Annotated in this window: 14 protein-coding genes; 5 read left to right on the forward strand and 9 right to left on the reverse strand. The window is 34.5% G+C overall.

From position 1 onward, the window contains the following. Positions 1 to 37: 37 nt before the first annotated feature. Both mfd and KORDIASMS9_RS03630 read left to right on the forward strand, forming a co-directional pair. The gene (gene mfd / locus KORDIASMS9_RS03625) at positions 38 to 3,379 is read left to right on the forward strand and encodes a transcription-repair coupling factor (protein WP_114901529.1); all 3,342 of its coding nucleotides are present in this window, start codon (positions 38 to 40) and stop codon (positions 3,377 to 3,379) included. An 87-nt stretch (positions 3,380 to 3,466) separates the two neighbouring features. Then, complete coding sequence (locus tag KORDIASMS9_RS03630; protein WP_114901530.1) at positions 3,467 to 4,792, forward strand: thioredoxin family protein; 1,326 nt, start codon at positions 3,467 to 3,469, stop codon at positions 4,790 to 4,792. Positions 4,793 to 4,869: 77 nt separating this feature from the next. Here the strand turns inward: KORDIASMS9_RS03630 and KORDIASMS9_RS03635 are convergent, their stop codons facing one another. Together KORDIASMS9_RS03635 and KORDIASMS9_RS03640 are read right to left on the reverse strand one after the other, a co-directional pair. Next, the gene (locus tag KORDIASMS9_RS03635) at positions 4,870 to 5,112 is read right to left on the reverse strand and encodes a hypothetical protein (RefSeq protein WP_162819747.1); all 243 of its coding nucleotides are present in this window, start codon (positions 5,110 to 5,112) and stop codon (positions 4,870 to 4,872) included. Between the two features lie 97 nt (positions 5,113 to 5,209). After that, entirely contained in the window at positions 5,210 to 6,904 is a 1,695-nt protein-coding gene (locus KORDIASMS9_RS03640) for a helix-turn-helix domain-containing protein (RefSeq protein ID WP_162819748.1), read from the reverse strand. Between the two features lie 220 nt (positions 6,905 to 7,124). On the opposite strand from KORDIASMS9_RS03640, the gene KORDIASMS9_RS03645 reads away from it, so the two are divergent. After that, entirely contained in the window at positions 7,125 to 7,325 is a 201-nt protein-coding gene (locus tag KORDIASMS9_RS03645; protein ID WP_114901533.1) for a hypothetical protein, read from the forward strand. Between the two features lie 937 nt (positions 7,326 to 8,262). Here the strand turns inward: KORDIASMS9_RS03645 and KORDIASMS9_RS03650 are convergent. Then, positions 8,263 to 8,922 (reverse strand): aspartate kinase, encoded by a 660-nt coding sequence (locus KORDIASMS9_RS03650; protein ID WP_114901534.1) that lies wholly within the window; start codon positions 8,920 to 8,922, stop codon positions 8,263 to 8,265. A gap of 84 nt (positions 8,923 to 9,006) precedes the next feature. Further along, entirely contained in the window at positions 9,007 to 9,366 is a 360-nt protein-coding gene (locus KORDIASMS9_RS03655; protein WP_114901535.1) for a YraN family protein, read from the reverse strand. On the opposite strand from KORDIASMS9_RS03655, the gene KORDIASMS9_RS03660 reads away from it, so the two are divergent. Further along, a complete protein-coding gene (locus KORDIASMS9_RS03660; protein ID WP_114901536.1) occupies positions 9,365 to 10,288 on the forward strand; it encodes a class I SAM-dependent methyltransferase in 924 nt (307 codons plus the stop codon). The two genes, KORDIASMS9_RS03655 and KORDIASMS9_RS03660, sit on opposite strands and share 2 nt — an antisense overlap. 50 nt (positions 10,289 to 10,338) lie before the next feature. Further along, positions 10,339 to 11,028, forward strand: a complete 690-nt coding sequence (locus KORDIASMS9_RS03665) for a peptidoglycan DD-metalloendopeptidase family protein (RefSeq protein ID WP_114901537.1) — start codon at positions 10,339 to 10,341, stop codon at positions 11,026 to 11,028. A 34-nt stretch (positions 11,029 to 11,062) separates the two neighbouring features. Here the strand turns inward: KORDIASMS9_RS03665 and KORDIASMS9_RS03670 are convergent, their stop codons facing one another. The 5 genes from KORDIASMS9_RS03670 to serA form a co-directional block, all read right to left on the reverse strand. Beyond that, positions 11,063 to 11,485, reverse strand: a complete 423-nt coding sequence (locus KORDIASMS9_RS03670) for a VOC family protein (RefSeq protein ID WP_114901538.1) — start codon at positions 11,483 to 11,485, stop codon at positions 11,063 to 11,065. 6 nt (positions 11,486 to 11,491) lie between these two features. Further along, on the reverse strand, positions 11,492 to 12,070 hold the full coding sequence (locus KORDIASMS9_RS03675; RefSeq protein WP_114901539.1) for a hypothetical protein: 579 nt from the start codon (positions 12,068 to 12,070) through the stop codon (positions 11,492 to 11,494). 14 nt (positions 12,071 to 12,084) lie between these two features. Beyond that, on the reverse strand, positions 12,085 to 13,065 hold the full coding sequence (locus KORDIASMS9_RS03680; RefSeq protein ID WP_114901540.1) for a leucine-rich repeat domain-containing protein: 981 nt from the start codon (positions 13,063 to 13,065) through the stop codon (positions 12,085 to 12,087). A gap of 71 nt (positions 13,066 to 13,136) precedes the next feature. Next, entirely contained in the window at positions 13,137 to 13,784 is a 648-nt protein-coding gene (locus KORDIASMS9_RS03685) for a hemolysin III family protein (protein WP_114901541.1), read from the reverse strand. A 284-nt stretch (positions 13,785 to 14,068) separates the two neighbouring features. After that, positions 14,069 to 15,961 (reverse strand): phosphoglycerate dehydrogenase, encoded by a 1,893-nt coding sequence (serA, locus tag KORDIASMS9_RS03690; RefSeq protein ID WP_114901542.1) that lies wholly within the window; start codon positions 15,959 to 15,961, stop codon positions 14,069 to 14,071. Positions 15,962 to 16,048 lie beyond the last annotated feature (87 nt).

Here is a 16,048-nt window from a genome sequence, read left to right on the forward strand (position 1 = left end):
GGAGTTCTGTATATTTGCATCTAAAATTTTTATTTACGTGAGTAAATCCAAAATCTCGCAGCATTTTTCACAATCTCCCGAACTTGGGAAATTGAGGCAAGCCATTGCCAAAAATCAAGAAAAAATACATGTAAAAGGATTGACAGGTTCCGCTGTTTCGTTTGTGGTTTCTGAAACATTCAAACAAAGCGAGCTGCCTTTTCTTTTTATATTAAATGACAAGGAAGAAGCTGCCTATTACCTGAACGACTTGGAGCAGTTGCTCAACGATAAAGATGTGCTTTTTTATCCCGGAAGCTACCGCAGACCGTATCAAATTGAAGAAACGGACAATGCCAATGTATTGCTTCGCGCGGAGGTGTTAAACCGAATTAATTCACGCAGAAAACCTTCGTTAATTGTAACCTATCCCGATGCGCTGTTTGAAAAAGTAGTCACACGAAAAGAACTGGAAAAAAATACGCTTAAAATTTCGTTGAACGATAAATTATCTATTGATTTTGTCAACGAAACCTTGTTTGAATACAACTTCAATCGCGTTGATTTTGTCACAGAACCTGGCGAATTTTCAGTGCGTGGTGGAATTGTGGATGTATATTCGTTTTCAAATGACGAACCGTACCGAATTGAGTTTTTTGGCGATGATGTAGACAGTTTGCGTACGTTTGATGTGGAAACGCAACTCTCTACCGAGAAGGTGAAAAAGATCAGCATCATTCCGAATGTAGAAAATAAAGCCCTGCAAGAATCACGTGAAAGTTTTTTAAAGTACATTCCAGGAAAAACTATTGTCTTCGCTAAAAATACAGAGTTATTGTTAAGCAGAATGGACAAATTATTTAGCAAAGCTACGGTCGCTTTCGCGGAATTGTCCGAAGACATTAAGCATAACACACCTAAAGAATTATTCTGTACAAAAGAGCTACTACAGCGTCAATTTTTGGACTATACGATGGTGGAATTGACCACAAATCCGATCTTAAAAGCAGACACATTCATCAATTTTAATACGACGCCACAACCATCTTTCAATCGCCAATTTGACTTACTGATTGAAAATTTAGACGAAAACAACGAAAAAGGATATACCAATTATATTACCTGCACGAGTGAACAGCAAGCAAAACGCTTTGACGATATTTTTAAAGATGTATCGCAAAAAGTACATTACCAAACGGTGGTGCTTCCTCTCTATCAAGGTTTTGCTGACCATCAGCAGAAAATTCTTTGTTATGCTGATCATCAAATATTTGAGCGTTATCACAAGTTTCACTTGAAAAATGGCTATGCCAAAAAGCAAGCAATTACACTAAAAGAATTGACCAATTTGGAAGTGGGCGATTATGTCACACATATTGATCACGGAATTGGGAAGTTTGGCGGCTTGAAAAAGATTGATGTTGAAGGAAAAAAGCAAGAAGCGATCAAGTTGATTTATGGCGAACGTGATATTCTGTATTTGAGCATTCACTCTTTACATAAAATTTCAAAGTACAACGGAAAAGACGGAAAACCGCCAAAAATGTACAAATTAGGTTCTGGCGCTTGGAAAAAACTCAAGCAAAAAACCAAAGCACGCGTAAAGCATATTGCGTACAATTTAATTGAATTATATGCAAAACGACGCATGCAAAAAGGAATTCAGTACGGACCAGACACCTATTTGCAACATGAGTTGGAAGCTTCGTTTATTTATGAAGATACACCCGATCAATCGAAAGCGACACAAGATGTAAAAGCAGACATGGAAAGCGAACGTCCGATGGACAGACTCGTTTGTGGTGATGTTGGTTTTGGAAAAACAGAAGTTGCCATTCGTGCAGCGTTTAAAGCAGTGGACAACGGAAAACAAGTCGCTATTTTAGTACCAACGACCATTTTGGCATTTCAACATTTTAAAACCTTTAGCGAACGTTTGGAAGATATGCCAATTACTGTTGATTATTTGAATCGTTTCCGATCCACCAAACAACGAAATACAGTGCTTTCAGGACTTGAAAATGGGAATGTGGATATTGTTATTGGAACGCATCAACTCGTCAATAAAGCAGTTAAATTTAAAGATTTAGGTTTGCTGATTGTGGACGAAGAGCAAAAGTTTGGCGTTGCCGTAAAAGATAAACTCAAAACCATCAAAGAAAATGTGGATACATTGACGTTGACTGCGACACCAATTCCGCGAACTTTACAATTTAGTTTGATGGCTGCGCGCGATTTATCCGTCATTACGACACCGCCGCCAAATCGTTATCCGATTGAATCGCACGTAATTCGTTTTCAAGAAGAAACCATTCGTGATGCAGTGAGTTATGAGATTCAGCGTGGCGGACAGGTATTTTTTATTCACAACCGCATTGAAAATATTAAAGAAGTTGCCGGAATGATTCAGCGTTTGGTACCCGATGCAAAGATTGGTATTGGGCACGGACAAATGGAAGGAAAGAAACTGGAAAAACTCATGCTTGCCTTTATGAACGGTGAGTTTGATGTGTTGGTTTCTACCACGATTGTTGAAAGTGGTTTGGATGTACCAAATGCGAATACGATTTTTATTAATAACGCCAATAATTTTGGATTGAGCGATTTGCATCAGATGCGTGGTCGTGTCGGTCGAAGCAATAAGAAAGCGTTTTGTTATTTCATTACGCCACCAGATTCTGTGATGACGCAAGATGCGCGGAAACGAATTAACGCCTTGGTACAATTTTCTACCTTGGGAAGCGGATTTAATATTGCGATGAAAGATTTGGAAATTCGCGGTGCTGGTGATTTGTTAGGTGGTGAGCAAAGCGGATTTATCAACGAAATTGGTTTTGATACCTATCAAAAAATCTTGAATGAAACCATTGAAGAATTGAAGGAAAACGAGTTTAAAGACTTGTATGAAACGCAGGAAAATAAAAAAGATAAGGTATTCCTCAAAGAAACGCAGATTGATAGTGATTTTGAATTGCTGTTCCCTGATGCTTATATAAATACCGTTTCGGAACGTTTGGTATTGTACAACAAATTGAGCGAACTGAAAACGGAAGCGGAATTGCAAACCTATGAAAAAGAATTGATTGACAGATTTGGTCCGTTGCCTGAACCTGCGGTGGCGTTGTTAAATTCGGTTCGTATCAAATGGATTGCCACACAATTTGGCTTGGAGAAAATCATTATGAAAAAAGGGAAAATGATTGGGTATTTTATTGCTGATCAACAATCGGAATTTTACCAAAGTCCAAATTTTACTAAAATTTTACAATTTGTACAGCAACATCCAAAACTTTGTAAGATGAAAGAAAAACAAACACGTAATGGTTTGCGTTTATTGCTTACTTTTGAACAGATTACCTCAGCGAAGAAAGCGTTGCATGTGTTAGAAAAAATCGTGTAAGGGTTTTGGCGCAGTTATTGAATATAGGGAACTTGTTCATCTTTTTGATTACAGAGAAGATTTGAATGACTTAAAAAAAAGAACATTATGATAAAAAAAATACTTTGTATTCTCTTCTTGATTCCTTTGTGTATGCAAGCACAAAAAGTGATGTCGGGCACATTTTCACCTGCTGAAGATTATAAATGGTTTATTATTTATAAACTAGAAACCACGCATCAAAAATATGTAGGTAATGGAAAAGTTGTGGACGGAAAGATGAGTTATACCTTTGCGTCTTCTGCTGAAAAAGGCATGTATCGTTTGGTGTATGGATTGCCGCAAGACGAGAAGAATTTCGATTTTATCTACAGCGACACAGAAGATATTGCGTTTACTTTGACAGATGAAACGCTGAATTTTACCGCTTCCGAAGAGAATCAATCCTATACTTCTTATTTTTCCAATATGAAAGAGGCGAAGCAATTGATAAATTCTTTTTACATGAATGGGAATACTGACGAAGAAGCATTTTTGAATATTTTCAACACCATTGATACGCTTCAAAAAGAATATGAAAAAGCTACCGAAGGCATGTTGGCGTATCACTTTATAAAAGCGAGTCGCACGTACATTCCAACAAGTTATGAAACCCCAGAAACTATGGTGGCTCATATGAAAACGTATTATTTTGATCCCGTTGATTTTTCCAATTCAGTGTTGCAGAACTCAGATTTTATTGCGGATAAAATGTCCAATTATGTATTTACCGCATTACCATTGAAAGAGTTAACCAAATCAGAGTTAATTACAGAATACAAAAAGAATATTGCGACTATTGCAGAAAAAATAAAAGTTGTTCCGGTGGAATTTCAGAAAACATTACTTTCTGTATTGTGGGAACAAATGGTGTTGGTAGAAAATCAGGAAATTGCCATTTATGTAGGTGACGAATATCTTTTGCCACTTGCCAAACAATTGAATGACACTGCATTGGTTGAAAAATTGGCCATTTATAAACGTTTGGCTTTTGGACAAGTTGCGCCTGAATTTTCATGGGTTAAAGACAACAAAACACACAAATTAAGTGAGTTAGATACCGCAGAAAATTATATTGTGGTATTTTGGAGCAGTATGTGTTCACATTGTTTGACAGAAATGCCAAAACTCAAAACCTTTGTCAATTCGAAGGAAAAAGGAACATTTACTGTTATTGCTATTGGTTTGGAAGACGAACGCGAAAGTTGGGCAAATGAAAGTTCGTTTTATCCAGATTTCATTCATGTGTTGGGCTTACAAAAGTGGGATAATGAAATTGGAAATTTATATGATGTAAGTGCTACGCCTACTTTTTTCATACTCGATAAAGACAAGCGTATCATTGGAAAGCCGTATGATGTAAAGGAATTGAAAGAGTTTTATATGGAAGAATAGATTCTTTTAAAAAAGACATAAAAAAAGCAGAAAAGTGAAGTTACTTTTCTGCTTTTTTATTCAACTAACTATTTACTTTAACAACCTGTTGTTGGTGGTGGATTTCCAATACAACCAACTCGATTATCAGATAACATTTGCCCCAATGAACATGTTGAGTTATCTTGAGAACAACAGTCATCAGTTTCATAAGGTTGGTGCTGAGAAGTTTCCCCCGTATTTGCTTGACAAGGGTTTGATTCTCCTCCATAAACCCTACCTAAATGTAGGTTTGCAATTTTAAATTTTCTTAGTTTTAGTGATTTTTTCTTTTCTCTCATCTTTACTAATTTTTAAATTTTTGAATGTGATCAAATGTAAGCATTCAAGTATAATATCCACTCAAAATCAGTTGCTTGAAAACTACAATTCCGTGAATTATTGTTTTTTTGCATTGTTTTCCCTTACTTTTTTGATGAAATACGAAGGTTTTAATCCTGTCTTTTTTTGAAAAGCTCTGGAAAATCCTTCTGGATTAGAGAACCCAATTTCTTCGGCAATTGCTCTAATTGTATATTTCTGATATTTTGTGTCGGTTTGAATATTTCCAACAAAATATTCAATTCGTAAATCATTAATATAGGTTGTAAAGTTTTTTCTTTTATAGGTATTAATAATTTTGGACAAATACTTAGAGTTTGTATTTGCTATTTTAGCTACATCTTTAAGTGAAATTTGATTGGTGAGATATGCATCACCTTTTTCAAATTTTTCTAATGTTTGCAAAGTTTCTTTTATAATTCCTTTATCTATATCCAAGCTTGGTGTTGGCTGCAAGTTCGCATCTTCAACTCTAATTTCTTCTATTACGGGTTCTTTTAACGTTTCTATAATGGACTGATATCTTTTCTCGTATACACGCTTTAGACGGTAATAATATAAAATCAGTCCAATAGCTAAAAAGCAAATAGCAATACTGATTCTAAGAATCCATTTTTTTTCTTCAGAGACTTCTTTATTTTTTTCTTCTAATTCATCTATAATATCATCTCGCTCAGACATCAATCTAGGCACATCATATTCTTTGGTTATGGTTTTTGATAAGGATCTGTAATTCTTATTAATAATAGTATCAACTTTTAGCAATTGATTTGTGTAGTACAATTGTGACCCTTTATTATTTTTCTCTTTACTATCATTTATTAAGTACACATACGCTGGTGATATTGATGGAAACAAATCATTCGTAGCTGTAAAAACAGTGTCTATTTTTTTAAAAAAATCAAGCCCTTTTTTTTTATTTCCTAATTCATAATAGCTTTTTCCTAAATAGAAGTTTGCTATATTTTTATCTGCTTCATTCAAATTTGGATATGCTTTTTCCAAGCTATCTATAGAAGCTTTATACTTACCTTCCGCATTCAAATTCATTCCTTCATTAGACACAAAAGAGTAGTAATAATATACATTTAAGTCACTGTTTTTGGTCAACTTAATTGCTTGAGAATTTACCTTTTTTGATTCTTCTATTTTTCCTAATTCAAAGGAAACGGACGATAATTGAAATAAAATATTAACATATGTTTCCAAATGCATTTTTTTTCTATTTTCCTCATATGCTTTACATTCTAAAAATAATATTTCGGCTTCTTCATAGAGTCCTAAAATTCGCTTTAACAAACCTATATTATATTTTATACTACGCAGAAATTTAATATGATTCTCACTTTCAGCAGCGTGTTTTGCTTCAATTTGAGCATTTAAAGATTTTACATAATCTTTCTGATAAAAAAACAGACGTCCTTTATGAGTATGTGCTTGCATTGGAAAGAGATTATCTCCTTTAACGTCCTTGGTGTAGAAAATAACAGAGTCTAAATATTGGAGTTTCTCATTGATATCTTTAGCTACTAATGTTTTTAAATAATACGCTCTTCCTGTATTTATATTTAGATTAGACTTTTTTGCTTTTGTCCAGTATTGATTAGAAAGTTCTTCTTTTTGAACTAAACTAATACTCTTATCTCTCATTTTCAATCGTATTGCTTCGAATTCGTCTAAAAGAGTATCTTTTTCTTGTGCCAATGCAATCATACTAATTAGAAAAAAGCATGTGTATATTATTTTTTTCATATAAAGGGAAAGTTTTCTAACAAATATACTAGAAAAGCCCATTGAACAACGTGGTTTACACATTAAGTTTTCCCATAATTCACGGAATTACAGGTACAATTCAAGGAATTGTCATTTGCTTTAATTGACTGATAATCAAATTAAACATTGTTTTGTAGTGTATTCAACAAATAGGTCTTGGATACGTATTTATAAAGATACATTATTAAAACTGAACTATATGAAAAAACAAAAACAGCAAAGCTTATTATTACATAAGCAAGCAATTTCAAAACTAGATCGCTTTGTTATTGGAGGAAGAGCTAATGGATCTGACGTCTGTACTCAAAATCCGCAAACACCTTCACAACAACTTACAGCGTGTAGAAATAATTGTCCTGGCACTTCACAAACTGCTGAACCTACAAATAAAGGATGTTAATTAATACCAATTAAACTATAACATTATGAAAAAAAGAATCTATTTCAAAGTTAAACCTTGAGACAATCATGGGAACAGCAGCAACTGGAGGTTGTACAGATGGTTATGGAATTTTTGGAGCATCCTAAAATTGTACCAAAACTGGATGTACATGCGATTGTTTCAATGCACATGAAGGCGCTTCTTGTAACTTTATCACAAAAGTAGGGCCTGATTGTGAACCTGTTTCTGGTTAGAATGCCTTTTGTTAGAAGGTTGAATTTAAAATATGTGGATTTCAATTCACATATTTTTTCTTGTATGATAATAAAAGTTAGTAATACACAATATAAAGAGAAATTTATGTATTGCATCACGAGTTTCTCTCTATGTATGGGCAAACCGAAATAACTTTTTTGAATGGGTTATTTCACTAAATACCAACCTATGCATATTTAAAATCCCGCTCTGTTAAAGGAGCGGGATTTCTCGTAAAACTAAAATTACGTAAAGAGTGTTAATTTCAAATCTGATAAATCTTTCTTTCTTCAAGAAAGTGCCCTAAGACTTATCTACCTACTAAACAGAAATTGTCAATTCTTCCACGCAAACTTGTAAATATCTTTGTACTGCTTCTGTAAAAGCAGTGAACTTTATATCATAATAGTGTACATAGCACAAAAGCACTTGTACAGATATGTACTCTGAAACGAATGTATCTTCTATGACGATTCTTTAAAAGAATCTATGTATAAGGTAGACGTTAGGGGTAACGAGGGTAGTAATGTATAATTTTTTAAATTGCCTTCAATAATGGCTGACTATTGAAAACATGACTAAATTTACAAAAATATAATACTACATCACAAATTTCTGAATTAAAATTGAGGCGAAACAGCGTATAAATACCTGTTTTTCTATCAATTATCAGCGCATGTAGGATTTTAAATTGTATCTACTAAAGTGATTTCAAGTTTTTAATTACGGTAAAAGCCTTATCTACTTGTTCATCGTTCACTAAAATGGTGAATTCGTTTGTGGTAGAAATAACTTCGTAAATATTAACACCTTCCCAAGAAAGTCTCTGGAAAATGAAATAATAAATACCTGGCACATTTACATTGTCTTTTGGAAGTTTTACCGTGATGGATGATAAATTCTCTTGTTTTTCGAGTAAAATTTCATTCTTAAAGAAGGTTTTTACCAAATCGGCAACTTCGTTACTTACGACAATATTCGATTCGTTCACACCACGCGAAGATGTGTAAAAAACAGTGTTTAAACTTTCTATTTCAGACATAAAGTTTGCTTGACTCTTCAGTAAAGTTTCTGAAACTTTAAACGTATAATCGTTCAAGGAAGAACGCACAGTAATTTCACCAATATTGCGAACAAATTTCAACACACGATGCGTTACACGAAATTCCAATTCCGATGACAATCGCTTTAACGCCATTACAATGGCACCATTTTTTACTTCTTTTCCTAATTGATGCTCTATTTCAGGTTTGATCAATCGTGACAAAGAAGTTAAATTGATAATTCCCTGCGATAAAGCACTTGATAAAAATGGCTTGGTTTTAATATATTCTTCTACAATGGATGAAATCGTCTTCATTTAGTCGATATTTTTAATAAAGTGCAAAAATACGAACCGAAAAACTATTTTCAAAACAATTTGTTATAATTATAACATGTATTTTTAAAAATGATAAAATGCATCTTCTATGTGATTTATTGTGACGTCTTTTTTTTGGAATAAAATTGCGATGATATCAAAGCGAACTTCCACATCCAAGTCGTTTTCATTAATATACTGATCTACCGCTTTGACCAATAACTTTATTTTCTTTTTACTGACAAATTCTTCAGGATTTCCAAAATCGGCAGAAGTTCTCGTTTTTACTTCCACCACTGCAAGTGTGTCCCCTTTTTGTGCGATAATATCCACTTCTGCTTTTTGAAAACGGTAATTGGTTTCTAATATTTTGTAGTGATGTTTTTGCAGATGAGAAACGGCTAATTTTTCACCTTCAATTCCTAATTCGTTATGTTCTGCCATGAGCGTACACTTACTTTTTTCACATAAAATACGTATCTTATTCAGCATAATCAACCATTGCCACATATTTCAATTGAAATTACAACCTAAAAATTACTTGAAATATGCTATCAAACCAAAAAAACCTCCACCAATGAAAGCCAAATATGATCTTATTGGAAAAGGATACAATACTACCCGAAAAGCAGATCCTTTCTTGTTAGACCGATTGCAGTACCATCTCAATCCAATCCACAAAGGTTGGTATTTAGATATTGGCTGCGGCACAGGGAATTATACTTCAAAATTGCATACGAAAGAAACGAAATTTATCGGTGTAGATCCTTCTGAAAAGATGTTGACCGAAGCGCAAAAAAATCATCCAAACATTATATGGAAAAAAGGAACCGCAGAAGATATTCCTATTGAAGATCGCAGCGTGGAAGGAGTTGTAGGCACTTTAACATTGCACCATTGGAATGATTTGGAAAAAGGCTTTGCTGAACTTTTTCGCGTAATGAAAAACTACACCAATATGGTTTTCTTCACCGCAACTCCTCTGCAAATGAAAGGCTATTGGCTGCATCATTATTTTCCAAAAATGATGGAAGCTTCCATGCAACAAATGCCGTCGCTAGAAAAAATTACCAACGCCATGAATGCAGCTGGTTTTACAGATATTTTTACGGAACGCTATTTTGTTCAGCCCGATTTAAAAGATCATTTTTTATACATAGGAAAACACAAACCAACGATGTATTTGGATGCTGCGGTTAGAAATGGAATTTCCTCTTTTTCACATTTGGCGCATCAAGATGAAGTGCAACAAGGATTGGCACAACTGGAAAACGATGTTGCTTCTGGAGAGATTCAAAACGTCATCAAAAAATACGAAAATCGCAATGGTGATTATTTATTTTTACTGAGTCAAAAGGAACGTTAAACAAACAAGAATATTATTTTTTCTTTATTTTTGAAACAAAAAACTTCGCGATGACAGCTACGGAATTTGAACACTTTTTGGGTGATTTAGGACACGGATCTTTATGTGTGTTAGATCGAAACATTGCAAAGTCTGACTATGTTCCGTTAGATTTATCCGTGACGAACAATCAATTGAAAACCGTTGATGTGTCTTCTGCGGAAACATTAGGAACTTATATTAATCGTCATATTGCAATAAAAAAAGGAAAAATAGCATTTGGAGGTTATTTAGAAAAACGCGGTATTTACAACAGAAGCGACTATTTTAACGATCAAAATCCTGAAACCGAACGTACTATTCATCTTGGATTGGATGTATGGATTGAAGCAGAAACACCTATTTATGCTCCGTTAGCAGGTGAAGTACACAGTTTTCAAAACAATACCAATTTTGGTGATTACGGTCCAACGATTATTTTAAAGCACCACATTCAAAACGTTACTTTTTACACATTGTACGGACATTTGAGTGTGGCTTCTATTGAAAATTTACAGATTGGACAACCGTTTCAAAAAGGCGAGAAACTTGCAACTTTGGGCGATGCTGCTGTCAATGGAGATTATGCGCCACATTTACATTTTCAAATTATAAAAGACCTGCAAAATTTTTCAGGAGATTATCCTGGTGTTTCTTCAAAGAAAGACTTGGAATTTTACAAACAAAATTGTCCTGATCCGAATTTGTTATTGCAGTTGTAAAACTGTATTGTGAATCTGATAGAGACTCTGAAAATCATTCCAACGGATTGCCATCAGCGTCCAATTCCAAAAACGGATTGTATGCGATTTCCCAAAGATTTTCATCCAAATCGGCAACATAACCACTGTATCCACCCCAAAAAACTTCTTCGGGTTGCTTTACTATTTTTACGCCTTTGCTGGTTAAATCGGCAAAAACTTCGTCTACTTCTTCTTTCGTGCGTGTGTTGTATGCTAAAGTAAATCCTTTAAATCCGGAACCTTCTGGACTAACGGTTGCATCTTCTGCCAATTTCTCTCTTGGATAGAGTGAAAGTAACACACCATTTAACTGAAAAAACGAAATGTTATCGTTACTCGCATTTGTCAATTTCCACCCAAATTTTTCTTGGTAAAAAGCAGTGGCAGTTTCTAAATTTTCTACGCCTAATCCTATAATCGTTACTCGTGGTTGCATGTTTTTTTATTTAAAAAGTGTGGCTAAATATACAATTCCAAATAACCAACCTACATATAAAATGGTATAACTTAACGCAAATACGATAGATAATAGAAAGTTATGTTCCGTCAGAATACCTTTGGAAAACACCAAGCGTACTGCTCTAAAAAACACCCAGTAGAGCATTGCCAAAATCAGTACTATTGAAAACCATACAACGGTTTCTAAGAGGATTAAAAGTAGTATTAACAACACTGAAACCAACAACCAAATTAACAAAGAATTAAGGATTTGGACAATACCTTCTCCAACTTCAAAAGTAGACATATTGCCTACTTGAAGCTGTTTTCCTAAACTATTCTTGAATTCGAAACCTTTTAACTTTGGAAAATCATCTTTGAGGTCAATGCCTTTGTACAATCCGTAACTGAGAAATAGAAACAATGTAGCCGCAATAATTCCTAAGGACATGTAAAAATTAGTTGTAATGCTACGGTTGTAGTGAATTCCCGAAAAATACACCGTTAATGCGGTTACGACAACTACTATCAATGACACGATAAAAACAGATTTTCCTTTGAGGTATGTTTGGTTAGGTTTCATAAGAGAAATGAAAACTAAAACTTAATTATTTCTACCCTATAATCATCTAATTTATATTCCAATTCGTAGTCCAGAAGTTCTTTTTGTTTTACGAGTGCATCCGTGACTTCTTCTCCAGAAACCACAAATAATAAAGAAGTAAGGTTTGGCAAAGTGAAGAAGCTTTTCGGAAATACGTCAAATGCATTTAAATTCATCATTTGAATCCTTTTCAAGTTTGTGAGATTTCCCATTTCTTCAGGAAACCCTTTCAAACCACAACCAAAACAACCAAAGTATTCTAGCTTTTTAAGCTTAAAGAACGACGAAGGAAGGTATCCAATTCCTTTTTCTGCATACCCAAAACTAATTGATCTCAGGTTGGACAATTCGCCTATGGAAGTTGGAATTTTAGTAATTGGAGTCGCACCACAACCACCACCGTCAAACGATAAAAGTTCTAAATTTTTTAATTTGGAAATCTCACTAGGAATCTCTTCAAAGAGGTTACAAGCTAACTTGAGTCTTTTTAAATTTTCCAACGTCAAAACTGCCATCGGAAACGTTTCTAGTTTTGTACCGTATAAAGACAATTCTTTTAAGTTTTGTAATTTTTTTATCTGCGTAGAAATATCGCCAATAAGTTTAGATTCGAAAATGAGAAATTCAAGATTTTCAAGCTTAAATAAAAAGGTAGGCAAGCTTGTTATGGGCGCATCTGTTGAGCGAAACCAAGAATACCGAAAGTATGTGATTTTTTGATACTTGGAAACCTTCTTAGGAATCGCAGTATAATTACAATTATCTATCACCAAACCTACCAATTTATCTTTGGGAATCTTAAAAAAAGCTTTGGGGAATTTCTCAGAAGTATCATCTAATAAAGAGAGCGAAACGGTATTTCCCTTGTTGGTTTCTTCAATAGCACGATCAATAGATTTTACTGCAATTGGTTTTTGAGAAAACACGGTAAAGGAGAAGCAAAAAAATAAAAAAGCGAAGGTAAATTTTTTCATGTATATTTATGAATTAGGAATGGAATATACAATAAAATGAGGTGAAAAAAGATACGATGAAGTTATTTTTTCTATAACACATACGCATACACCGAAACAAAATGGCAAGCACTTCCCGCCAACACAAAGACATGAAAAATGGCATGATTAAAAGGAAGCTGTCGGATGCTATATAAAATAGCGCCAACAGTATAAAAAATGCCACCTGCAAACAACCAAAATAAACCTTCACTCGAAAGATTCGCAATCAAAGGATTGATGGCAAAAATGATAATCCAACCCATAAACACATACATTAAGGTGGAAAGCTTATCAAATTTTCCTGTAAAGAACAGTTTCATGGTAATTCCGACAATGGCAAATCCCCAAGCGAGTCCAAAAATAGTCCAGCCAATTGTTCCTTCCAAAGTAACAAGTGCATACGGCGTGTATGTTCCTGCAATTAATACGTAAATGGCTGCATGATCAAAGATGCGGAGACGATTTCGAAGTATGGGACTAGTTGCTTTGTGATACAGCGTAGAAGCAAGATACAAGATAATAATACTTGCGCCGTAAATAGTAAAACTCACAACATGAACTGCTGTACCATTTTGAACGCCGTGAATCACTAAAAAGATCAACGCAACAATACCTAACAAAACACCAATAGCATGCGAAATGATATTAAGTTTTTCTTCTAACGGAGAATAATAAACTGCTTCTTTTTTAGGTTTCAAAAGGATTTCTTTTTAGACGTCATAATGAGAAGTGAAATAACGGAGCTAGTTGTATGTTAAAACAACCAATTGCTGCAAATTTTTTCAAAACTTTTGTTATGACATACAATTAATTAAAGTGAGAAATGATAATTTCATACAAAGATACGCCACTTGATACATATCACTATGCATAAATGACATTTTTGATAGAAAGAATTCACAGAACTCAACTTGTCTCAACTCAAAAAACAGCATCTAAAAACAGCTAGATGCTAAAAGCAAAGCAATCCTAAATCCAAATGCTAGTATAGTACTCGAAACTTAATCGTATGTGTTATGTTTTTCAACGCAGAAGTCACTTTTTTGTTGTATTCTTTGTCTACATCCACAATTACATACCCTACTTTACTATCAGTTGATAAATATTGTCCTGTTACGTTTAATTCATACGTTGCCAACACTTCGTTGACTTTTGCCATCACACCAGGCACGTTTTTGTGAATGTGCAAGAAACGATGTGCATTGGTTTGTCGCGGCAAGCGAATATTTGGGAAATTGACAGCATCTACCGTATTTCCAGAGTTGACATATGCCATAATTTTATTTGGAACAAAATCCGCAATATCGCGTTGTGCTTCTTCGGTACTTCCACCAACATGTGGTGTTAAAATTACATTTTCTAATCCTTTCAATGCCGTATCAAACGCTCCGTTCGCTCTTGGTTCTACAGGATATACATCCACAGCGGCACCTGCAATTTTTTTACTTTCCAAAGCTTCTTTTAAGGCATCAATATCTACAACAAAACCTCTTGCCAAGTTGATCAATAACGCGCCATCTTTCATTTGTGCAAATTGTTCCGCACCAAAAAAGTTTTTATTCGCAGCATTGTCATCTACATGAAGTGAAACCACATCAGAAATGGCTAATAATTCTTCTAAAGAACGACACTTTTGCGCATTTCCAAGCGCGAGACGATCTTCAATATCATGATAAAAAACCTTCATTCCCATCGCTTCGGCTAATACAGATAATTGCTTTCCAATATTTCCATACCCAACAATTCCCAAGTTTTTTCCACGAACTTCTCGTGATCCTTTTGCCGTTTTTTGCCATTGTCCATTATGCAATTCGGTACTTCTTGGAAACACACTTCGCATCAACATGATAATTTCGCCAATTGCCAATTCAACCACCGAACGCGTGTTGCTGTACGGCGCATTAAACACGACAATTCCGTGTTCTTTGCAGGTTTCTAAGTCAATTTGCTTGGTTCCGATACAGAACGCGCCAATTGCCAGTAATTTTTTTGCAGCGGCAATGACTTTGGGTGTGACTTGTGTTTTGGAACGAATTCCCAACACATGAATGTCTTTTACTTTTTCGATTAGGTCTTCTTCTGAAAGACTGTGCGATAGAATTTCAACGCTAAAACCATCATCAGCCAAACGGTCAAACGCGTCGGAGTGAATGTTTTCTAGCAATAATATTTTAATTCTATTTTTCGGATAGGATAAGTTTCTAGGCAATTTATTTACAAATAAAAATTCATCTAAATTTGGAGTAATATGATCGGCATTGTCCACCGCTTTTTCACGAGCTACGTTTTCAGTAAACGCAAAGAATTTATCGGCAACACCAGCTTCACGCGTTACGTAATCGCTGTAACCATCGCCAATGACTTGGATTTCTCCGTTTAAATCCATGTTTCGCAAGCACTGAATTTTCCCGTTGTGTTGTGAAAGTACATTATCTGCATCAAATCCTGTAATATAGCCTTCCACATCAAACACAAACGTATTGGCATACACACGATCGGCAGGAATATTGTAGTCTTTCACAATCGGATCAATAAATTCTTTAAATCCGCAGGAAACCACATAAATAGCTTCTGAAAATTTTTCAAAAAACTCTTTATTACTTTCGATGGAAGATGACAATTGCAGTCGTAATCTTGCAATCAATTCGTCTAAGTTCGATTTGTGTGCGTTCAACAATTTGATGCGTCGTTCTAACGATTCTGTAAACGAAATTTCACCATCAATTCCCAAATTGGTAATCTCTTGAATTTCGTCAATAATCGCGTCTTTTTTAGGATTATTAGCCAAGGTAATTTCAGCCAATACATCCAACGCTTCTACACTGGTTAGTGTACTATCAAAGTCAAAAATATAATTTTTTTGGACTGTTTCCATGTCGTCATTAAATAAGTGATAAAAATATTAAAATCATTCGATTGAAACGATATCAAAGTCAATATTAAATTAACAATTCTAATACTT

Origin of the sequence: Kordia sp. SMS9 (assembly GCF_003352465.1) — a bacterium.
In the GTDB taxonomy this organism is placed as follows: domain Bacteria; phylum Bacteroidota; class Bacteroidia; order Flavobacteriales; family Flavobacteriaceae; genus Kordia.